The organism is Streptomyces sp. A2-16 (assembly GCF_018128905.1).
GTDB lineage: Bacteria > Actinomycetota > Actinomycetes > Streptomycetales > Streptomycetaceae > Streptomyces.
This window is the reverse complement of record NZ_CP063808.1, coordinates 6,707,045-6,727,222: the sequence shown is the minus strand read 5'-3', so window position 1 is coordinate 6,727,222 and position 20,178 is coordinate 6,707,045. Positions and strand designations below refer to the sequence as shown.

Annotated in this window: 17 protein-coding genes and 1 tRNA gene; 13 read left to right on the top strand and 5 right to left on the bottom strand. The window is 71.4% G+C overall.

Annotated features, from left to right (window positions below; all coding sequences use genetic code 11):
* Nucleotides 1-12 precede the first annotated feature (12 nt).
* A complete protein-coding gene (locus tag IOD14_RS30180; RefSeq protein WP_249126103.1) occupies nt 13-2,418 on the bottom strand; it encodes a hypothetical protein in 2,406 nt (801 codons plus the stop codon).
* Between the two features lie 84 nt (nt 2,419-2,502).
* Here IOD14_RS30180 and IOD14_RS30175 point away from each other — a divergent pair, with 84 nt between their 5' ends.
* Nucleotides 2,503-2,949 carry an SRPBCC family protein gene (locus IOD14_RS30175; protein ID WP_123987973.1) on the top strand — a complete coding sequence of 149 codons (447 nt, stop codon included), beginning with the start codon at nt 2,503-2,505 and terminating at the stop codon, nt 2,947-2,949.
* Between the two features lie 39 nt (nt 2,950-2,988).
* A tRNA-Val gene (locus IOD14_RS30170) sits at nt 2,989-3,060 on the top strand.
* A 48-nt stretch (nt 3,061-3,108) separates the two neighbouring features.
* Here the strand turns inward: IOD14_RS30170 and IOD14_RS30165 are convergent.
* Nucleotides 3,109-3,834, bottom strand: coding sequence for an exonuclease domain-containing protein (locus tag IOD14_RS30165; RefSeq protein WP_212672045.1), 726 nt, complete (start codon nt 3,832-3,834; stop codon nt 3,109-3,111).
* Between the two features lie 191 nt (nt 3,835-4,025).
* Between IOD14_RS30165 and IOD14_RS30160 the strand changes: the two genes are divergently transcribed.
* The 3 genes from IOD14_RS30160 (at nt 4,026) to thrS (ending at nt 7,882) form a co-directional block, all read left to right on the top strand.
* Nucleotides 4,026-4,592 (top strand): DUF4365 domain-containing protein, encoded by a 567-nt coding sequence (locus tag IOD14_RS30160; protein ID WP_123759543.1) that lies wholly within the window; start codon nt 4,026-4,028, stop codon nt 4,590-4,592.
* Nucleotides 4,589-5,815 carry a hypothetical protein gene (locus IOD14_RS30155; protein ID WP_123987971.1) on the top strand — a complete coding sequence of 409 codons (1,227 nt, stop codon included), beginning with the start codon at nt 4,589-4,591 and terminating at the stop codon, nt 5,813-5,815. The genes IOD14_RS30160 and IOD14_RS30155 overlap by 4 nt, the downstream gene beginning before the upstream one ends.
* A 90-nt stretch (nt 5,816-5,905) precedes the next feature.
* Nucleotides 5,906-7,882, top strand: a complete 1,977-nt coding sequence (thrS, locus tag IOD14_RS30150; RefSeq protein ID WP_212672044.1) for a threonine--tRNA ligase — start codon at nt 5,906-5,908, stop codon at nt 7,880-7,882.
* 29 nt (nt 7,883-7,911) lie between these two features.
* On the opposite strand, the gene IOD14_RS30145 is transcribed toward thrS, so the two are convergent.
* Entirely contained in the window at nt 7,912-8,550 is a 639-nt protein-coding gene (locus IOD14_RS30145; RefSeq protein WP_123992547.1) for a potassium channel family protein, read from the bottom strand.
* A 262-nt stretch (nt 8,551-8,812) separates the two neighbouring features.
* On the opposite strand from IOD14_RS30145, the gene IOD14_RS30140 reads away from it, so the two are divergent.
* Nucleotides 8,813-9,373, top strand: a complete 561-nt coding sequence (locus IOD14_RS30140) for an HIT domain-containing protein (protein ID WP_123987969.1) — start codon at nt 8,813-8,815, stop codon at nt 9,371-9,373.
* 111 nt (nt 9,374-9,484) lie between these two features.
* On the opposite strand, the gene IOD14_RS30135 is transcribed toward IOD14_RS30140, so the two are convergent.
* Complete coding sequence (locus tag IOD14_RS30135) at nt 9,485-11,146, bottom strand: hypothetical protein (RefSeq protein WP_123987968.1); 1,662 nt, start codon at nt 11,144-11,146, stop codon at nt 9,485-9,487.
* A 206-nt stretch (nt 11,147-11,352) separates the two neighbouring features.
* Nucleotides 11,353-13,551 (bottom strand): elongation factor G-like protein EF-G2, encoded by a 2,199-nt coding sequence (locus tag IOD14_RS30130; RefSeq protein WP_123987967.1) that lies wholly within the window; start codon nt 13,549-13,551, stop codon nt 11,353-11,355.
* A gap of 215 nt (nt 13,552-13,766) precedes the next feature.
* Between IOD14_RS30130 and pgsA the strand changes: the two genes are divergently transcribed.
* The 7 genes from pgsA (at nt 13,767) to IOD14_RS30095 (ending at nt 20,100) form a co-directional block, all read left to right on the top strand.
* Entirely contained in the window at nt 13,767-14,609 is an 843-nt protein-coding gene (gene pgsA, locus IOD14_RS30125) for a phosphatidylinositol phosphate synthase (protein ID WP_249126308.1), read from the top strand.
* Complete coding sequence (locus IOD14_RS30120; RefSeq protein WP_123987966.1) at nt 14,606-15,523, top strand: phosphatidylinositol mannoside acyltransferase; 918 nt, start codon at nt 14,606-14,608, stop codon at nt 15,521-15,523. The genes pgsA and IOD14_RS30120 overlap by 4 nt, the downstream gene beginning before the upstream one ends.
* Nucleotides 15,520-16,689 (top strand): glycosyltransferase family 4 protein, encoded by a 1,170-nt coding sequence (locus IOD14_RS30115; RefSeq protein WP_123987965.1) that lies wholly within the window; start codon nt 15,520-15,522, stop codon nt 16,687-16,689. The genes IOD14_RS30120 and IOD14_RS30115 overlap by 4 nt, the downstream gene beginning before the upstream one ends.
* A 378-nt stretch (nt 16,690-17,067) precedes the next feature.
* Nucleotides 17,068-17,610: a hypothetical protein gene (locus tag IOD14_RS30110; RefSeq protein WP_123987964.1), complete on the top strand. Its 543-nt coding sequence runs from the start codon at nt 17,068-17,070 to the stop codon at nt 17,608-17,610.
* Nucleotides 17,611-17,780: 170 nt separating this feature from the next.
* The gene (gene pdxS / locus IOD14_RS30105) at nt 17,781-18,686 is read left to right on the top strand and encodes a pyridoxal 5'-phosphate synthase lyase subunit PdxS (RefSeq protein ID WP_123987963.1); all 906 of its coding nucleotides are present in this window, start codon (nt 17,781-17,783) and stop codon (nt 18,684-18,686) included.
* 6 nt (nt 18,687-18,692) lie between these two features.
* Nucleotides 18,693-19,298 (top strand): pyridoxal 5'-phosphate synthase glutaminase subunit PdxT, encoded by a 606-nt coding sequence (gene pdxT, locus IOD14_RS30100; protein WP_123987962.1) that lies wholly within the window; start codon nt 18,693-18,695, stop codon nt 19,296-19,298.
* A 49-nt stretch (nt 19,299-19,347) separates the two neighbouring features.
* Nucleotides 19,348-20,100: a YebC/PmpR family DNA-binding transcriptional regulator gene (locus IOD14_RS30095; RefSeq protein WP_123987961.1), complete on the top strand. Its 753-nt coding sequence runs from the start codon at nt 19,348-19,350 to the stop codon at nt 20,098-20,100.
* The last annotated feature ends 78 nt before the right edge of the window (nt 20,101-20,178 follow it).

The window sequence follows — 20,178 nt, the reverse complement described above, 5'->3', positions numbered from 1 at the left end:
CCCTTGGTGGGTTCAGCGCATGTTGCCCAGGAAGTCCCGCATCCTTCGGGCGTCCCTCAGGCGTCGCTCGTACGTCGCTCCCAGCGCGAGCAGGAGGAGGCCGGCCAGGGCCGGGGGCACCCAGCGGGGGAGGGCGTCGGTCACCTGGACGAGGTACGGGGCCAGTTCGTGCAGGGCGTCCAGGAGGAGGACCGCGCCGCCCAGCAGGAGCGGGGCCTGCAGGTGGTGGCGGGCGCCCGCCAGGGTGACCAGCAGGGCCGCGAGGCCGAGGAGCAGGGGGCGCGTCCAGTGGGAGTCGCCCCAGGCGGCGAGGAGGCTCGGCACGAGGGTGGCGGCCAGGCCGGGGGCGTACGCCGTCCAGGACGAGGTCCGCGGGTCGCGGCGGTGGCGCAGGGCGCCGACCAGCAGCGCCGGGATCGTGACCGGGAGGGTGTAGGCCTCCGGGGCGCTCACGTCCCAGGCCGCCAGACGGACCCAGGCCGCCAGCACGAACAGGGCGGCTGACGCGTAGCCGACCGCACGGCGGTCCGCACGGATCGCCGTGCCCGCGGTGATCACCGCACACAACGCCAGGACCGTGGCGAGCAGCGGCAGGTCGGTCCCCGCCAGCGCGATGGCGAGGACTCCCGCCGCCGCCCCGGCCGCCTCGACCGGCACGGTGGCCGACGAGTCGCCGAGCCGCCAGGCGAGGAGAGCGGCGACCGCGGGGACCACCAGGACCAGCAGGGCCGTGTGCGCCGGTGACCAGCCCGCGGCCGCACCGGTCGCGCAGGCCAGGGCGGCGCCGTGGACGAGGGCGGCCGGCGCCGTGAAGGGGGCGAGCCGCCAGGAGGCCGCCGCGAACAGTGCGACCAGTCCGCCGAGCACGACGAGAGTCGCCGTCTGGGAGGCGAGGGCCAGGAGGGTGAGGCTCGCGGAGGTGACGAGTGCGAGGAGGAGGGCCGTGAGGCGCCGCCGCAGGAACATCGCCGCCGTCAGAGCCGCGGCGGTGACGGCACTCTCGATCACCAGGCCTGCCGAGTAGGGGAGTTCGAGCACCGCCGGGAGGATCAGGGCGGAGGCCCAGGCCAGGCCCAGTGCCCCTTCCAGGGCGCGCGGACGCCAGGTCGTGTCCCGCACCGCCAGGGCCAGCACCGCCGCGACGGCCACCAGGACCAGCGGTGCCGTCTCCGCGTGCGGCGGCCAGGTCACATCGACGGTCACCGCGGTACGCGCGTCCGACGGGGCACCGGCCCACGCCCGCGACGCCCAGGCGAGGGGGCCCAGCACGACGACACCGACGACGGGCAGCGCCCACAGCAGGGCAATCGCCTGTACGGCCCCGGAGGCCCAGGCCAGACCCTGCCGTACCGCGGCCGGCAGCCGGTCCAGGCGGAGCGCCGCCAACAGGGCGATCCCGAAGGCCAGATGGGCCGGGACCGTCCACGACTCGGGGAGCACCGGCCGTGCCACGCCACCGAGGGCGGCCACCGCGAGCAGCCCGGAGGTGACGGCGAGACCGACGGACCGACCGCCGGCAGGCGTGGACCGGTCGGGTCCGTCGACCTGCCATGCGGCGGTCAGCGCGATCGCGCTCGCGAGGAGGAGGAGCGCCGCCGCACGGGCGGCGGCGCTCGGGCCGGAGGCTGTCCAGGTCAGCCAGCCGGCCGCCAGCACGCCCCAGGCGCCCACTCCGTACGCGCCGATCGCGGCGACCACGCGTACGGACCCGGGCGTCGTCCGGAGCGCCACGAACGTGTCGCACCCGGCCGTCACCAGGAGCGCGGCCGTGAGCCCGTACGAGCCCGCGTCGGCCGCGATCGCCCAGAAGAACAGCGGGAGTTGGGCCGCCACCAGGGCGGCCGGGCGGGGCAGGCGCAGCTCCGACAGGCGCGGCAGCAGGCCGTACGCCGTCCAGAGCCCCGCCAGCAGCGCCGAGGCCACCGCCGTGTACGGCGCCCCGGCGCTCTCCGGGAACACGGACCCGTGCAGCGCGACCGCGTCCAGGACCGTCAGAGCCAGCCCCAGGCCCGCCACCGACTCGGCCGTCGAGCGCAGCCCGCGCCTCAGCAGCGGGAGCGGCGCCGCGAGCGCCGCCGCGGTGACCGCGCCGAGCACCAGGGACCGGCCGGTGATCCCCAGGTGACCCCAGCTGACCAGCGTGAACACCATCGCCGCGACGGTGAGCAGGACACCGCCGAGCACCAGGAGCACGTTCTGCACGCTCGGTGCGCTCGCCTCGGGGCGCGGGGGTCCGGCGGGTCCGGTCTGCTGCGGTGCCTGCCAGGTCTGCCACGTCCGGCGCTGCGGCCGGTGCGGCTGGAGCGCGGCGATCAGCCAGGCCCTGCGGGCCAGCAACTGGGCCCGGCGGGCGTCCAGTTGCCACAGCTCGGCGTCGAGGAGCCGCAGCTCCTCGGCTGGGGGCGGGGTGTGCGTCATGCCCTGAAGTGTGGGCTGGGTCACGCGGCGCGACATGAGTACGGGTACTCAGAACGTACTCGGATCCGATGCCAGACTCTCCCCATGGACTGGACCCGATACCGCTTCCGCAGCCTGTGGTCCCTGCCCGCGAAGCCCGCCGTCGTCTACGACGCGCTGGAACGTGCCGAGGACTATCCCCGCTGGTGGCCCCAGGTGCGTGAGGTGCGACGGCTCGACGACACCAGCGGCGTGATCACGATCCGCGCCGTGCTGCCGTACGACCTCGTCTTCGTCGCGCGCGAGGTGCGGCGCGACCCGGCGGCCGGGGTGCTGGAGATCGCCATGTCCGGTGATCTCGACGGCTGGGCGCGCTGGACGATCACCGCGGACGGCGACGGCAGCCTCGCCCACTACGACCAGGTCACCGAGGTGAACAAACCGCTGCTCCGGCGCTTCGCCGTGCCCGGGCGTCCCGTCTTCCTGGCCAACCACCGGCTGATGATGCGCGCCGGACGGCGGGGGCTTGTCGCCCACCTGGAAGCGGTTTGAAGGAAAGCCGCGGGGACCTGTATTGTTCAGTGCGTTCCCGGGCGATTAGCTCAGTGGGAGAGCGCTTCGTTCACACCGAAGAGGTCACTGGTTCGAACCCAGTATCGCCCACCGGGAAGGCCGGTCCGTCTCAGACGGACCGGCTTTTTTCCTGCCCTTCTACGCCGCCGCCGGCAGGTCGGGCCGCAGCGGCCACGACGGGTCCACCGACTCCGGTGAGCCGCTGCGGGCGAACCACGCCTGCAGGCCCCGGGCCTGGGCCGCGTGCCACACCGTCTGGAGGTTGTGCAGTTCCAGTGGCTCCAGCCGCTCGAGCCGGGTGGCGAAACGGCGCCCGACCGCCCGTACGACATCCAGCGCGGCCTGCGCGTCGGCCGCCGCGTCGTGCGCGCCGTCCAGTTCGACGCCGTAGTGCGCGCACAGATCGGTGAGGGTGCGGCGGCCCTTGCGGTAGCGGTCCAGGTGCTTGTCGAGGACCCGCGGATCCAGCACCAGCAGCGGCGCCGGATCCAGCCAGCGGTCCAGGGAGGAGGCGCGGTGGCGGCGCAACTCACGGTCCAGGATCGTCAGATCGAACGGCGCGTTCATCACCACCAGCGGACGGTTCGCCGCCGCCTGCTCCGCCAGCGCCTCGGCTATCTCGAACATCACCGGCGCCGGCCAGCGGCCGTTGACCTGGAGATGCTCGTCCGTCAGCCCGTGCACCGCCGTCGCCTCTTCGGGCACCGGCACACCCGGATTGACCAGCCAACGGCTCACCCGTGGCCGGGTGCCCGCCGCGTCCTGGACGACGACGGCGGCCGACACGATCCGGTCATTCTCGACGTCCACGCCCGTGGTCTCGGTGTCGAAAGCGGCCAGGGGCCCTTCGTACCAGCACGTCATACCAACACAACCCCTCGTTCACCCACGGCAGCTGACGTTCCGTCTTCTGCCCGTTTGGTGATACCCGGGCTGTTTGCGCCGTACGCCGGAAGGACACAACAGGAGTACGGGTCTTTGCAGTTCAGCGGCCCGGTGTGCGATTCATGTGGCCCCTGTGCGGGCATGTCACTTGGCTTGGAAGGCTGTTGGTCATGGCGATAGCGCAGCCCGAGCGGGGCGGGCTGCTGCCCGAACGCACGGGCCCCCTTCGCGGCACGCTCGCCACCACCGCCTGCATGGAGACACTGCAGGTGGGCTATCTGCACGCCGTCGCGGCGGCGGCCGGCTGCTCCTTGTCGCAGCCCTTTCCGGACAACGGCATCGACTGGCACGTCAGTCACGGCTCGCCCGGACACACCGTCGACGACGAGGTCACCATCAAGGTGCAGCTCAAGTGCACCTACCAGGTCGCGCCCAACCCGCCGGGACGCTTCTTCTCCTTCACGCTCGACAACGACCACCTGCGCAAACTCGCCCGCACCCCGGTGTCGGTGCACAAGATCCTGGTGGTGATGCTGGTGCCGAGAGCCCAGGACGACTGGCTGCGCGCCAGCCACGACCGCCTGGACCTCAGGCACTGCTGCTACTGGGTCAACCTGGCCGGCCACCCCATCACCGGCCGGACCCGGACCACCGTGCGGATCCCCACCAACCGCATCTTCGACGACCGGGCGCTGTGCGAGATCATGACGCGGGTCGGGACGGGAGGCAGACCATGACCCACCGCCCGCTGGAGGAGCCACTGCGCGCGGTGCGCCCCCACCCGGAGGCCCACTGGGACCGTTCGCCGAGCCCCGACGAGGTCGACCCCGCCGTCCTCGGCGCCCTGCTGCACCGGCACGGCTGGCAGCGGCGCGGCGGCGCCCCCGGGCGTTACGGCCGCTGGACGCCACCGGGACCGGGCGGCGGCGGAACCAGCCTGCTCGTGCCCGAGAGCCGCGCGTTCCCCGACAGCGAGGACCTCCTCGGCGAGGCCCTCGTCGCCCTGTCCCGCAGCGGTACGCCCTCCGCACGCGAGGTGCTCGTCGGCCTCGCCGTGCCCAGCGACGAGATCCGCTGGTGGCGGGACGTCCCGACCGGCCCCGCCGACGCCACGTCCTGGACGGTCGAGGAGCAGCTGCGCGCCGCCGCCCGCCAGACGCTCCTCGCCGGAGCACTGGCCACACGCGCGCGTGCCGGCTATTACGGCGCCCGCTACCGTCGTACGGCCGCCGCGTCCCTGGACAGCGTCCTGGTCGGCTCCGCCGCGGGCGGCCGCCGGCTCACCGCCTTCGTGCCCGTCGGCACCGGCCGCCCGCTCGCCGTCCGCCTCCACCAGGCCCTCTTCGCCGCCCGCGAGGCCATCGACTACCAGCGGGCCACCGGGGGCATGGACGCCTTCGACGGAGCCGTCGAGGCGGGCGTCAGCCGCGAGCTCACCGAGGCGCTCATCGCCCTGGTACGCGGTACGGAGGGCGCGCGCATCGCCGTCGAGTGGGCGCCCGCGGTCGGCGTCCCCGACGGATGCGCGGCGTCCTCGGAGGCCGTCGAGTTCTCGCCCGGCGACCTGCCCGTGCTGCGCGAGGCCGGCGCCCGCTTCCTGCGTGAGGAGCCCTCCGTCACGGTGCGGATCACCGGCACCGTGGTGCGCATGCACAGGTCGCAGCCGCGCGGCGACGGGTCGGTACGGCTGCGGGTGATCGCCGGGGCCGAGATCCCGCACCTGAGGCTGACCCTGGACGAGGAGGCGTACCGGATCGCCGGGCACGCGCACCTCGTCGGGCTGCCGGTGCGCGTGCACGGCCGGCTGGAGAGCCGCGGCGGCTTCCGCAGGCTCACCGGAGCCACCGGCGTGGTGCCCGTGCAGGTCGACGAGGCCGAGCGGGACCGGCTGATGAAGTCCCTCCAGGAGAATCTCGACTTCTTCGAGGAGGCCTGCGGAGACCCCTGCGAAGGGGAGTGATTTCGCGGAGGTGGGTGCCGGGTCGGTACGATCCCCTATTGCGCGCGCTCCCGGTATGGCGCCGCATCCACCTTCAGTCAGGAGAGACCGGTGTCAGACGTCCGTGTGATCATCCAACGCGATTCCGAGCGGGAAGAGCGCGTGGTGACGACGGGCACTACGGCCGCCGAGCTCTTCGCCGGCGAGCGCTCGATCATCGCCGCGCGCGTGGGGGGCGAGCTCAAGGACCTCGCGTACGTCCTGTCCGAGGGCGACGCGGTCGAGGGCGTCGAGATCTCCTCCGAGGACGGCCTCAACATCCTGCGCCACTCCACCGCGCACGTGATGGCCCAGGCCGTGCAGGAGATCTTCCCCGAGGCCAAGCTGGGCATCGGCCCGCCGGTCAAGGACGGCTTCTACTACGACTTCGACGTCGAGAAGCCGTTCACGCCCGAGGATCTCAAGGCCATCGAGAAGAAGATGCAGGAGATCCAGAAGCGCGGGCAGCGCTTCAGCCGCCGTGTGGTGACCGACGAGGCGGCCCGTGAGGAGCTCTCGGACGAGCCGTACAAGCTGGAGCTGATCGGCCTCAAGGGCTCCGCGTCCTCCGACGACGGCGCGGACGTCGAGGTCGGCTCCGGTGAGCTGACGATCTACGACAACCTGGACGCCAAGACCGGCGACCTGTGCTGGAAGGACCTGTGCCGCGGTCCCCACCTGCCGTCGACCCGGAACATCCCGGCGTTCAAGCTGATGCGCAACGCGGCCGCCTACTGGCGCGGCAGCGAGAAGAACCCGATGCTCCAGCGCATCTACGGCACCGCGTGGCCGACCAAGGACGAGCTGAAGGCGCATCTCGACTTCCTCGCCGAGGCGGAGAAGCGCGACCACCGCAAGCTGGGCTCCGAGCTCGACCTGTTCTCGATCCCCGAGCAGATCGGCTCCGGCCTCGCCGTCTTCCACCCCAAGGGCGGCATCATCCGCCGGGTCATGGAGGACTACTCGCGCCGCCGCCACGAGGAGGAGGGCTACGAGTTCGTCTACACCCCGCACGCGACGAAGGGGAAGCTCTTCGAGCAGTCCGGGCACCTGGACTGGTACGCCGACGGCATGTACCCGCCCATGCAGCTCGACGAGGGCGTGGACTACTACCTCAAGCCCATGAACTGCCCGATGCACAACCTGATCTTCGACGCGCGCGGTCGCTCGTACCGTGAACTGCCGCTGCGCCTCTTCGAGTTCGGGACCGTGTACCGGTACGAGAAGTCGGGCGTCGTGCACGGCCTCACGCGCGCGCGTGGCTTCACGCAGGACGACGCGCACATCTACTGCACCCGCGAGCAGATGTCGGAGGAGCTCGACAAGACGCTCACCTTCGTCCTCGGCCTGCTGCGGGACTACGGTCTGACCGACTTCTACCTGGAGCTGTCCACCAAGGACCCGGAGAAGTTCGTCGGCTCCGACGAGGTCTGGGAGGAGGCGACCGAGACCCTGCGCCAGGTCGCCGAGAAGCAGGGGCTGCCCCTGGTCCCGGACCCGGGTGGCGCCGCCTTCTACGGCCCGAAGATCTCCGTCCAGACCAAGGACGCCATCGGCCGCACCTGGCAGATGTCGACGATCCAGCTGGACTTCAACCTGCCGGAGCGCTTCGAGCTGGAGTACACCTCGCCCGACGGCTCCAAGCAGCGTCCGGTCATGATCCACCGCGCGCTGTTCGGCTCCATCGAGCGGTTCTTCGCGGTGCTCCTGGAGCACTACGCGGGCGCGTTCCCGGCGTGGCTGGCCCCGGTCCAGGCGGTCGGCATCCCGATCGGGGACACGCACGTGGAGTACCTCGAGAAGTTCGCGGCCGCGGCCAAGAAGCAGGGGCTGCGCGTCGAGGTCGACTCCTCGTCCGACCGGATGCAGAAGAAGATCCGCAACGCCCAGAAGCAGAAGGTGCCCTTCATGGTCATCGCGGGCGACGAGGACATGGCGGGCGGCTCGGTGTCCTTCCGCTACCGCGACGGCTCGCAGGAGAACGGCATCCCGTTCGACGAGGCCATCGCGAAGATCGTCAAGGTCGTGGAGGAGCGGGCGCAGGTCTGATCTCCGGTACGGCGGGGCCCTCGGGGAGTTCAGCTGCCCGGGGGCCTCTCGTCGTCCTCGCGCGCGAAGACCTGGAGCAGCCAGGAGGCGAAGGTGCCGGTCACGGCGGCGAGCAGGGCGAGTCCGATCACCATCACGCCGACCGCGATCAGGCGTCCCATGGGGGTGACCGGGGTGACATCGCCGTAGCCGACGGTGGTGAGGGTGGCGCAGGTCCACCAGACGGCGGGCCCGAACGTGGGCATGGTCGTACCGGGGGCGTCGCGTTCCTGTTGGTACACGGCGAGGGCGCCGGCGAAGCCCAGCAGAAAGGTCGACAGACCGGAGTAGGCGATCACGCGTGCGTGCAGGGCCAGACGGGGACGTCCGTGCCGGCGCTGCACGGCCTCGTACACCTTCACGATCCTGAGCGGGCGCAGCAGCGGCAGGAGGAGCACCGCGGTGTCCAGCAGATGCGTCCGAACGAAGCGCAGCCGCTGCCCGCTGAGGTACCAGCGCACCGCGTAGTCCACGGCGAACAGCGCCCAGGCGGCCAGGATCACCGCCAGACAGAGGTCGAGCACGGCTTCCGGGAGATGCCGGGCCAGGACTCTCACCGCGTAGGCGGCGAGGAAGACCAAGGCGGCGACGGCGAGGGGGATCTCGGTGCGCTGCTCCCATTGGACCAGACGGTCAGGGCGGTCGGCGCCGCGGCGGGGGGCGGGTCCGGTGTGGTCGGGCTGGTGGTGGGCGGTCCGTCGGTCGGGCACGGGGACCTCGGTGCGGTCGGGCCGACGACGGGCGGCGTCGCGGGCCCGGGCCTCACCGCTGCCGTCGGGCTCGTGACCGTCGCTGCCGGGGCGTGTGCCGCTGTCGTCGTCCACCCGTCCAGCTTGGCCCGGGCTGCTTTTCCCACAACCCCGCCGACACGGCGCGAACGGGCGAAGTCATATGCTGCACTGCATGACGAGTGAGCCGGAGCAGCAGTTGGGAGTGGGGACGCAGGACGCGTTCCAGCGTCTGTGGACCCCCCACCGGATGGCCTACATCCAGGGCGAGAACAAGCCGACCGGCCCCGGTGCCGACGACGGTTGCCCCTTCTGCTCGATTCCGGCCAAGTCCGACGAGGACGGCCTGATCGTCCGGCGCGGCCGGCTGGTCTACGCGGTGCTCAACCTCTACCCGTACACCGGCGGCCATCTGATGGTCGTGCCCTACCGTCACGTGGCCGACTACACCGACCTCACCGAGCCGGAGACCGCCGAGCTCGCCGCCCTGACCAAGCAGGCGATGACGGCCCTGCGGACGGCGTCGGGGGCGCACGGCTTCAACATCGGCATGAACCAGGGGACGGTCGCAGGCGCCGGCATCGCCGCCCACCTCCACCAGCACATCGTCCCCCGCTGGGGCGGTGACACGAACTTCATGCCGGTCGTCGGCCACACGAAGGTGCTGCCGCAGCTGCTGGGTGACACACGGAAGATGCTGTCGGAGGCATGGCCGACGGTTTGATCTCCGCGGGATGCGGCCCTGCATGCCGAAGGTGGGTCCGGGGGCGCGGCACCCAGCAGGGCGCGGCACCCGGACCCACCCGTACGTCGATCCGGCCGAACCGCCGGAGGCCTACGCGTCGTAGACGTCCGCCTTCCGCGGTGACACATCCTGGACCTGCGTGCTCAGGAAGCCCGCCCGCGTGCCGAACTTCTCGGTGTCCACGCCGTTCTCCGACAGGACCCGGATCGCCGCGGAGTGCACGACCCGCAGGACCGGAGTGGCGGCGCGCAGCGCGTCGTCGGCCATGAAGCGGTGCCGCCACGGCTTGTCCGCCCAGGCGTGCCGCAGACCGAACGGCTCGGGCAGGGCGAGCGAGCCGCCGAGCCAGTTGAGCAGCGGCGGATACCAGGTCAGGGGCGCCCGCGCGGTCAGACGCACCACCTCGTCGGCGTCGACCAGCGGCAGCTTGATCTTCTTGGTCTCCCAGAAGCGCAGCTGCTTGGCGACCTCCTTCTCCTTGGCCGCGGGCTTCGAGGTGAACAGCCCGTGCACCGGGCCCAGCGCGTGCCCGGTGACCTCGATGCGCAGCGTCTCGTGCAGCACGGTCACCGTGATCAGCATGGTGAGGACCAGCTGCCCCTCCCACAGCGTCCACTGCACGCCCAGGTAGTGCCGGTCACCGCCGCCGAACTGCTGCTTGTTGCAGATGTCCTGTATCGCGTGCGTCTTGACCTGGTACGCGTCCACGTCCGTGCCCCCGGGCCGGGACACTTCCTTGGAACCCTCCGCGATCGGGGTGACGACCCAGTGGCGTATGGACGGCTTGGGGAAACCGCCGGTGTTGATCGTGTTGCGTTCCAGCATGCGCAGCTGGTCGTGGATGGAGCGGATGACGTCCCAGCTGCGGAAGGGGTGGATCTCCCGGGTGGGGTCGGCCGACACCAGGTCCTCGGCCAGCTGCCAGCTGCCCCACCGGGTGCCCATGCCGAGTATCCCCTTGGGGCCGGCGTAGAAGACGGAGTTGGACTGCTGCTCGGCGCTGAGCGTGGCCAGGGCCTGGCGCAACTGCTCGGCCGCGGTCTCGCCGGGGTTGCTCGGCACGGCCTCGGGCACCTTGGCGCCCACGCTGCTGCCGGCCAGCAGACTGGACCACCGCTCCCGCAGATCCCGCGCGGTGCGCTCGCAGATCTGCTTGGCCCAGAACCAGCCGACCACGGGCAGGACGACGCACGCGCGTGCGTACAGGCCCCAGAACCCGCCGAAGGGCATCTTGACGAGGAAGAGCACGGCGAGCGCGCCCATCGCGACCAGCAGCGCGGTGGCGAGCGCGCCTGCCTGCTTGTCCTCGCGCTTGGCGATGGTGGTGCGCAGGGTGAAGACCAGCAGCCAGACCAGGAGGCCGGGCAGGAACAGCACACCGCACAGCACCATGACGGCGGTCAGCCAGTTGTCCCGGTCCCGGCGGATGTTGTTCGCCGCGAGACAGTGCTCGACCACGACCTGCGGCTCCGCGCCGAAGGACTGGATGAGCGGCTTGCGGCCCTTGCCGAGCATGCGGGTGATCACGGCCGTGGAGAAGGCCTCGCCCAGGTTGGGTCGGAAGATCTTCGCCCACTTGCGGCCGCCCTTGACGGCCGACGCGTGCCACTCGTTGTTGGCCTTGAGGATCTCCTCCACCGGATTGTCCCGATAGGCCGCCGAGGCCAGGGCGAACGTCGCCGTCTGCGCCTCGTCGCCCGTACGCGGCACTTGCGGACCGAAGATGTCCGCGTAACCGCCGTCAACGGTCATTCCCGCCCCCGATCGCCGCCGGACTCACCCACTGCGGCCTTCCCGACTTCCTTGCTTCGCACACCTGTTGATCAGGTCATCAGCGTATCCGTACGCACGGACATTAATCGGCGGACGGCCGAAGCCGCCCGCCGATTCGGAGGGGAGCCTTCCACAAACGTCACCAACGGGGCTCAGGACGCCACTTGCGCGGCGCCCGGCCCCAACTACGAGGCGACCCGCGCCTCTTCACGGATCCTCTCGGCGATCTGCGACGGCATGGGTTCGTGCCGGGCGTAGGAACGGCTGAAACGGGCGGTGCCGTGCGACAGGGACCTGAGGTCCACCGCGTACCGTCCGATCTCGATCTCGGGCACCTCGGCCCTGATGAGCGTGCGCCCGCCGTTGGTCTGCTCGGTGCCGAGCACCCGGCCGCGCCGCCCGGACAGGTCGCTCATCACGGGGCCCACGTAGTCGTCGCCGACCAGCACGGACACCTCGGCGACCGGCTCCAGCAGATGGATCTTCGCGTCCGCCGCCGCCTCCCTGAGGGCCAGCGCCCCGGCCGTCTGGAACGCGGCGTCCGAGGAGTCCACGGAGTGCGCCTTGCCGTCCAGCAGCGTCACCCGCACGTCGACGAGCTGATGGCCGGAGGCGACCCCCTTGGCGGCCTGCGCGCGTATGCCCTTCTCGACGGACGGGATGAACTGCCGCGGTACCGCCCCGCCGACGACCTTGTCGACGAACTCGATGCCCGAGCCGCCGGGCAGCGGCTCCACCTCGATCTCGCAGATGGCGAACTGCCCGTGCCCGCCGGACTGCTTCACATGCCGCCCACGCCCGGCCGACCTGTCCGCGAACGTCTCCCGCAGCGAGACCCGGTGCGGTACGAGGTCCACCTGCACGCCGTAGCGGTTGCGCAGCCGCTCCAGCGCCACGTCGGCGTGAGCCTCGCCCAGGCACCACAGGACGACCTGGTGGGTGTCCTGGTTCTGTTCGAGCCGCATGGTCGGGTCCTCGGCGACCAGCCGGGACAGACCCTGCGAGAGCTTGTCCTCGTCCGCCTTGCTGTGCGCCTCGATGGCCAGCGGCAGCAGCGGGTCGGGCATCTCCCACGGCTCCATGAGCAGCGGGTCGTCCTTGGCGGAGAGAGTGTCGCCGGTCTCCGCGCGGCTGAGCTTGGCCACGCACGCGAGGTCGCCCGCGATGCAGTGCGAGAGCTGGCGCTGCTGCTTGCCGAAGGGCGCGGACAGCGCGCCGATGCGCTCGTCGACGTCGTGGTCCTCGTGCCCGCGGTCGGCGAGCCCGTGCCCGGAGACATGGACCGTCTCGTCGGGGCGCAGGGTCCCGGAGAAGACCCGCACCAGCGAGATCCGGCCGACGTACGGGTCGGACGCGGTCTTCACGACCTCCGCGACCAGCGGCCCCTCGGTGTCGCACGCCTTGATCTCGCGCGGCTTGCCGTCGATGGTGGTCACCCCGGGTGTGGGGTGCTCGAACGGAGTCGGGAAGCCGCCCGTGATCAGTTCCAGCAGCTCGACCGTGCCGAGCCCCTGCTTGGCGCCGTCGGCCGCCGGGGCGGCGGCCAGGACCGGATGGAACACACCGCGCGCGACGGCCCGTTCCAGGTCCTCCACGAGCGTCTTGAAGTCGATCTCCTCGCCGCTCAGATAGCGGTCCATGAGGGTCTCGTCCTCGCTCTCCGAGATGATCCCCTCGATCAGCCGGTTACGGGCCTCCTCGATCCCCGGCAGCAGGTCCTCGCCCGGTTCGGACTCCTTGCGCTCGCCCGACGAGTAGTCGAACACCTTCTGCGACAGCAGCCCGGTCAGCCCGGTCACGGGCGCGTGCCCGTCGGGTCCTTGCGGGCCGTGCAGCGGCAGGTAGAGCGGGAGCACGGCGTCGGGATCGTCGCCGCCGAAGGTCTCCGCGCAGATCCGCGTCATCTCCTCGAAGTCCGCCCGCGCGGCCTCCAGATGCGTGACGACGATCGCCCGGGGCATCCCGACGGCCGCGCACTCCTCCCACACCATGCGCGTGGAGCCGTCCACCCCGTCCGAGGCCGAGACGACGAAAAGGGCCGCGTCCGCCGCTCGCAGACCGGCCCTGAGTTCCCCGACGAAGTCGGCGTATCCGGGGGTGTCCAGAATATTGATCTTGTACCCGTCCCATTCGACGGGCACCAGGGAGAGCTGTACCGAGCGTTGCTGCCGGTGCTCGATCTCGTCGTAGTCCGAGACGGTGCCGCCGTCCTCCACGCGGCCCGCCCGGTTCACTGCTCCCGCCGTCAGCGCGAGAGCTTCCACCAATGTCGTCTTGCCCGAACCGGAGTGGCCGACCAGCACCACATTCCGTACGGACGCGGGGTGGTCGGCCGCTGTTGCCCTGCCGGCGGCTCCGGGGTGTGCGTTCGCCTTGTCGCCCATGGCCTTGCCTCCCGTGCACGGTGAGGTCTCTGTGGGCGCGGACGTATGGACCCGCGTGCGGTGCGGCTCCGGTGACGCCCGCGGTTCTTCGAGCTTTCCACTCCCGTCACGGTGCGTCCATACAAAGGACGCGATCGCGCCGTGACCCGGATGCCGCGACCCCGTGACACGGGCTCCGGGTGCCCGCCCGTCGCCCACGCGCGCGCGTGGCTACGATGGGCCAGCCGGTGGCCAGCAGGGGCCGCGCGGCGACACCGACCCTCGGGAAGGCCATGCTGAACAAGTACGCGCGTGCATTCTTCACGCGTGTCCTCACGCCGTTCGCCACGTTTCTGATCAGAAGGGGCGTCAGCCCCGACACGGTCACGCTTCTCGGCACCGCCGGGGTCGTCGCGGGCGCGCTGGTCTTCTACCCCATGGGCGAGTTCTTCTGGGGCACGGTCGTGATCACGCTGTTCGTGTTCTCCGACCTCGTCGACGGCAACATGGCCCGCCAGCTGGGCCGCACCAGCCGCTGGGGCGCCTTCCTGGACTCCACGCTCGACCGGGTCGCCGACGGCGCGATCTTCGGCGGCTTCGCCCTCTGGTACGCCGGTGGCGGCGACGACATCACCCTGTGCGCGGTCTCCATCTTCTGCCTGGCCAGCGGCCAGGTGGTGTCGTACACCAAGGCCCGTGGCGAGTCGATCGGGCTGCCGGTCGCCGTCAACGGCCTCGTCGAGCGCGCCGAGCGCCTGGTGATCGCCCTGACGCTGGCGGGCCTCGCGGGCCTGCACAAGTTCGGCGTGCCCGGCATCCAGTACCTGCTGCCGGTCGCCCTGTGGGTCGTCGCCGTCGGGAGCCTGATCACGCTGATCCAGCGGGTCGTCACGGTCCGCAGGGAGTCCGCGGAGGCCGAGGAGGCCGCCGCCCGGTCCGGCGCCGCCGACGCGGACGCCATCGACGCGGACGCCGCCGAGCAGGACGTCGTCACGAAGGACGACTCCGGGCCGGCCGGCACCGAGCCGGACCCCGTCGAGGGGAAGCCGCAGGCGCAAGGGAGCGAGGCCGCGAAGTGAGCGCCCAGGAGCGGCTGACGGACGCGCTGTACGGCCTCGGCTGGGGCGTGGTCAAGAAGCTCCCCGAGCCGGTCGCCGTCCGCCTCGGCAGGAGCATCGCCGACCTGGCCTGGAAACAGCGCGGCAAGGGCGTCCTGCGGCTGGAGAGCAACTACGCGCGCGTGGTGCCCGACGCGAGCCCCGAGCGCCTCGCCGAGCTCTCGCGCGCGGGCATGCGGTCGTACCTGCGCTACTGGATGGAGTCCTTCCGGCTGCCCGCCTGGAGCGAGGAGCGCATCAAGGCCGGTTTCTGCCCCAAGGACCTGCACCATCTCACCGACGGGCTCGCCGCCGGCAAGGGTGTCGTCCTCGCGCTGCCGCACATGGCCAACTGGGACCTCGCCGGCGCCTGGGTCACCACCAAGCTGGAGACGCCGTTCACCACGGTCGCCGAACGGCTCAAGCCGGAGACGCTGTACGACCGTTTCGTCGCCTACCGCGAGGGCCTCGGCATGGAGGTCCTCCCGCACAGCGGCGGCACCGCGTTCGGCACCCTGGCCCGTCGGCTGCGCGACGGCGGCCTGGTCTGCCTGGTCGCCGAGCGGGACCTGTCCTCCTCCGGCGTCGAGGTCCGGTTCTTCGGCGAGGCCACCCGCATCCCCGCGGGCCCGGCCCTGCTGGCCCAGCAGACGGGCGCGCTGCTGCTGCCGGTGACACTCTGGTACGACGACTCGCCCGTCATGCAGGGCAGGGTGCATCCACCGGTCGAGGTGCCCGAGACAGGTACCCGGGCCGAAAAGACGTCTGTCATGGCACAGGCGCTGGCCGATGCCTTCGCCACCGGGATCGCCGACCATCCGGAGGACTGGCACATGCTGCAGCGTCTGTGGCTCAAGGACCTCGAACCGCGCCCGTCGGACGGGGCCCGATCGTGAGAATCGGCATCGTCTGCCCGTACTCCTGGGATGTGCCGGGTGGCGTCCAGTTCCACATCCGCGATCTCGCCGAGTACTTCATCCGCCTCGGCCACGAGGTGTCCGTCCTCGCCCCGGCCGACGACGACACCCCGCTGCCGCCCTACGTCGTCTCGGCCGGGCGTGCGGTCCCGGTGCCGTACAACGGCTCGGTGGCCCGGCTGAGCTTCGGCTTCCTGTCGGCGGCACGGGTGCGCCGCTGGCTGCACGACGGCGAGTTCGACGTGGTCCACATCCATGAGCCGTCCTCGCCGTCGCTCGGCCTGCTGACCTGCTGGGCCGCCCAGGGCCCGATCGTCGCCACCTTCCACACCTCGAACCCGCGCTCCCGGGTCATGGTCGCCGCGTACTCGATCCTCCAGGCCGCCCTGGAGAAGATCAGTGCCCGGATCGCCGTCAGCGAGTACGCGCGCCGCACGCTCGTCGAGCATCTGGGCGGCGACGCGGTGGTGATCCCCAACGGCGTGGACGTCGACTTCTTCGCCAAGGCCGAGCCGAAGCCCGAGTGGCAGGGCGGCACGATCGGCTTCATGGGCCGCATCGACGAGCCCCGCAAGGGCCTGCCGGTGCTGATGAAGGCCCTGCCGAAGATCCTCGCCGAGTGCCCGCAGACCCGGCTCCTGGTCGCCGGGCGCGGCGACGAGGAGGAGGCCGTGGAGTCCCTCCCCGAGGAGCTGCGTGCGCGCGTGGAGTTCCTCGGCATGGTCAGCGACGAGGACAAGGCCCGCTTCCTGCGCAGCGTCGACCTGTACGTCGCCCCCAACACCGGCGGCGAGAGCTTCGGGATCATCCTCGTCGAGGCCATGTCGGCGGGGGCCCCGGTGCTGGCCTCGGACCTGGACGCCTTCGCCCAGGTTTTGGACCAGGGCGCCGCGGGCGAGCTCTTCGCCAACGAGGACGCGGACGCGCTCGCGCAGGCGGCGGTACGGCTGCTCCGAGACCCGGCGCGACTGGCGGAGCTGCGTGAACGCGGCAGCGCGCACGTCCGCCGGTTCGACTGGTCGACTGTCGGGGCCGACATCCTGTCCGTCTACGAGACGGTGACGGCAGGCGCGGCGGCGGTGGCGGCGGCGGACGAGGACCGGGGGCCGGGGCTGCGGGCCCGGCTGGGGCTGGCGCGGGACTGAGCGCGGCGGCGGCCTGATCGGCGGGGCGTGGGACTGAGTAGGGCGGCGGTCTGTCCGGCGGGGCGTGGGACTGAGTATGGCGGCGGTCTGTCCGGCGGGGCGTGGGACTGAGTACGGCGGCGGTCTGTCCGGCGGGGCGTGGGACTGAGTACGGCGGTGGCCCAGATCGGCGAGGCGCGGGAAGGCGGGCCGTCGGTGGGGTGCCCCGCCCGCGTCCGCCGGCTCCGTCCGAGCAGCGCCGCCCCCCGTTCCTTACGCGCACTCGCCCTTGTCCGAGCAGCGCCGCCCACCCGTTGCTCACGCGTACGCGCCCCTGCCCGAGCATCGCCGCAACCACCCGGCACGGGTCCCCGCCCCGCCCCGATAGCCTTGCTGCCCGTGACTCCCACCCTCATCTGGATTCTCGTCGCGCTCGTCGCGATCGGGCTGTATCTGAGCTGGACCGCGGGCCGTCTCGACCGGCTGCACGCGAGGATCGACGCCACGCGCGCGGGCCTGGACGCGCAGTTGCTGCGCCGGGCCTCCGTGGCCCAGGAACTGGCCACCTCAGGTGTGCTGGACCCGGCCGCGTCGATCGTGCTCTACGAGGCCGCGCACGCCGCCCGGCAGGCCGAGGAGGAGCAGCGGGAGTTCGCCGAGAGCGAGCTGAGCCAGGCCCTGAGGGCCGTGTTCGCCGAACCGGCCCAGGTGGAGGCGATCCGCGAGGCGCCCGGGGGAGAGGCGGCCGCCCACGAGCTCACCGAGGCGGTACGCCGGGTGCCCATGGCCCGCCGCTTCCACAACGACGCCGTCGGCGCCGCCCGCCGGCTGCGCCAGCACCGCAAGGTCCGCTGGTTCCGCCTGGCCGGCCACGCCCCCTTCCCGATGGCCTTCGAGATGGACGACGAACCGCCCGCCGCACTGGTGGACCGGGCCGCGTAGGCCGACGCAGGATGGTGGACCGGGCCGCGTAGGCCGACGCAGGACGGGCCGCGCAAGGACGAGAACGGCAAAACGATCCACCGGCTCCCTATTGGCCCTTGCTGTGGCCTGGTCCGGTGGCGTTTCCTCGGGGCTGCAGTAATCCCTTTTCACTTCAGCGAGGTCAACCCGTGTCCAGCACCGAGAACCAGGCTCCCGAGACCGGCACCGCGCGCGTGAAGCGCGGAATGGCGGAGCAGCTCAAGGGCGGCGTGATCATGGACGTCGTCACGCCGGAGCAGGCGAAGATCGCGGAGGACGCGGGCGCCGTCGCCGTCATGGCCCTGGAGCGGGTCCCGGCCGACATCCGCAAGGACGGCGGCGTGGCCCGGATGTCCGACCCGGACATGATCGAGGGCATCATCGAGGCCGTCTCGATCCCGGTCATGGCCAAGTCCCGCATCGGCCACTTCGTCGAGGCCCAGGTCCTGCAGTCCCTCGGCGTCGACTACATCGACGAGTCCGAGGTCCTCACCCCCGCCGACGAGGTCAACCACTCCGACAAGTGGTCCTTCACCACCCCGTTCGTCTGCGGTGCCACCAACCTGGGCGAGGCCCTGCGCCGCATCGCCGAGGGCGCGGCCATGATCCGCTCCAAGGGCGAGGCCGGCACCGGCAACGTCGTCGAGGCCGTCCGCCACCTGCGCCAGATCAAGAACGAGATCGCCAAGCTGCGCGGCTTCGACAACCACGAGCTCTACGCCGCCGCCAAGGACCTGCGCGCCCCGTACGAGCTGGTCAAGGAGGTCGCCGAGCTCGGCAAGCTCCCGGTGGTCCTCTTCTCCGCCGGTGGTGTCGCCACCCCCGCCGACGCCGCTCTCATGCGCCAGCTCGGCGCCGAGGGCGTCTTCGTCGGCTCCGGCATCTTCAAGTCCGGCGACCCGGCCAAGCGTGCCGCCGCCATCGTGAAGGCCACCACCTTCTACGACGACCCGAAGATCATCGCGGACGCGTCCCGCAACCTCGGCGAGGCCATGGTCGGCATCAACTGCGACACCCTCCCCGAGACCGAGCGCTACGCCAACCGCGGCTGGTAACCACTCATGAGCACTCCTGTCATAGGCGTCCTGGCCCTCCAGGGCGACGTCCGGGAGCACCTCGTCGCCCTGGCCGCGGCCGACGCCGTGGCCAGGCCGGTGCGGCGCCCCGACGAACTCGCCGAGGTGGACGGCCTCGTCATCCCCGGCGGCGAGTCCACCACCATCTCCAAGCTGGCCGTCCTGTTCGGCGTGATGGAGCCGCTTCGCGCGCGCGTGCGGGACGGCATGCCCGTCTACGGCACCTGCGCGGGGCTGATCATGCTGGCCGACAAGATCCTCGACCCGCGCTCGGGCCAGGAGACCATCGGCGGCATCGACATGATCGTGCGCCGCAACGCCTTCGGACGCCAGAACGAGTCCTTCGAGGCGGCGGTCGACGTCAAGGGAGTCCCGGGCGACCCGGTGGAGGGTGTCTTCATCCGCGCCCCCTGGGTGGAGTCCGTCGGGGCCGAGGCCGAGGTGCTCGCCGAGCACGACGGCCACATCGTCGCGGTCCGCCAGGGCAACGCGCTCGCCACCTCGTTCCATCCGGAACTGACCGGCGACCACCGCGTGCACTCTCTCTTTGTCGACATGGTGCGCGCGTACCGTACGCGGGAGTCCTTGTAGGATCTCAGGCGTTGGTTGCAGAGATGGGTTACGCGAAGGAGACAGGCAGATGTCCGGCCACTCTAAATGGGCCACGACGAAGCACAAGAAGGCCGTGATCGATGCCAAGCGCGGCAAGCTCTTCGCGAAGCTGATCAAGAACATCGAGGTCGCGGCGCGCATGGGCGGCGTGGACCTGGACGGCAATCCGACGCTGTACGACGCCGTGCAGAAGGCGAAGAAGTCCTCTGTCCCGAACAAGAACATCGACTCCGCGATCAAGCGTGGCGGTGGTCTCGAGGCCGGCGGCGCCGACTACGAGACGATCATGTACGAGGGCTACGGCCCGAACGGCGTCGCGGTGCTCATCGAGTGCCTGACCGACAACCGCAATCGCGCCGCCTCCGACGTGCGTGTCGCCATGACCCGCAACGGCGGCAACATGGCCGACCCCGGTTCGGTGTCGTACCTCTTCAACCGCAAGGGCGTCGTCATCGTCCCCAAGGGCGAGCTCTCCGAGGACGACGTCCTCGGTGCCGTCCTGGACGCGGGCGCCGAGGAGGTCAACGACCTGGGCGAGTCCTTCGAGGTGCTCAGCGAGGCCACTGACCTGGTCGCCGTCCGCACCGCCCTCCAGGACGCCGGGATCGACTACGACTCCGCCGAGGCCAACTTCGTCCCGACCATGCAGGTCGAGCTGGACGAGGAGGGCGCCCGGAAGATCTTCAGGCTGATCGACGCTCTCGAGGACAGCGACGACGTGCAGAACGTCTTCGCCAACTTCGACGTCAGCGACGAGGTCATGGAGAAGGTCGACGCGTAGCGCTGCCGCGAACGGAGCGGATCCGGCGGGCCGGTGGGACACACCCCACCGGCCCGCCGCCGTTGTCGGTGGCAGCAG

Coding starts and splice junctions, on each gene's coding strand:
- IOD14_RS30140 (WP_123987969.1), top strand. CDS start 8,813: ATGCTGCACTGCATGACGAGTGAGCCGGAGCAGCAGTTGGGAGTGGGG.
- IOD14_RS30180 (WP_249126103.1), bottom strand. CDS start 2,418: ATGACGCACACCCCGCCCCCAGCCGAGGAGCTGCGGCTCCTCGACGCC.
- IOD14_RS30155 (WP_123987971.1), top strand. CDS start 4,589: ATGACCCACCGCCCGCTGGAGGAGCCACTGCGCGCGGTGCGCCCCCAC.
- IOD14_RS30160 (WP_123759543.1), top strand. CDS start 4,026: ATGGCGATAGCGCAGCCCGAGCGGGGCGGGCTGCTGCCCGAACGCACG.
- IOD14_RS30130 (WP_123987967.1), bottom strand. CDS start 13,551: ATGGGCGACAAGGCGAACGCACACCCCGGAGCCGCCGGCAGGGCAACA.
- pdxT (WP_123987962.1), top strand. CDS start 18,693: ATGAGCACTCCTGTCATAGGCGTCCTGGCCCTCCAGGGCGACGTCCGG.
- IOD14_RS30095 (WP_123987961.1), top strand. CDS start 19,348: ATGTCCGGCCACTCTAAATGGGCCACGACGAAGCACAAGAAGGCCGTG.
- IOD14_RS30165 (WP_212672045.1), bottom strand. CDS start 3,834: ATGACGTGCTGGTACGAAGGGCCCCTGGCCGCTTTCGACACCGAGACC.
- pgsA (WP_249126308.1), top strand. CDS start 13,767: ATGGGCCAGCCGGTGGCCAGCAGGGGCCGCGCGGCGACACCGACCCTC.
- IOD14_RS30135 (WP_123987968.1), bottom strand. CDS start 11,146: ATGACCGTTGACGGCGGTTACGCGGACATCTTCGGTCCGCAAGTGCCG.
- IOD14_RS30175 (WP_123987973.1), top strand. CDS start 2,503: ATGGACTGGACCCGATACCGCTTCCGCAGCCTGTGGTCCCTGCCCGCG.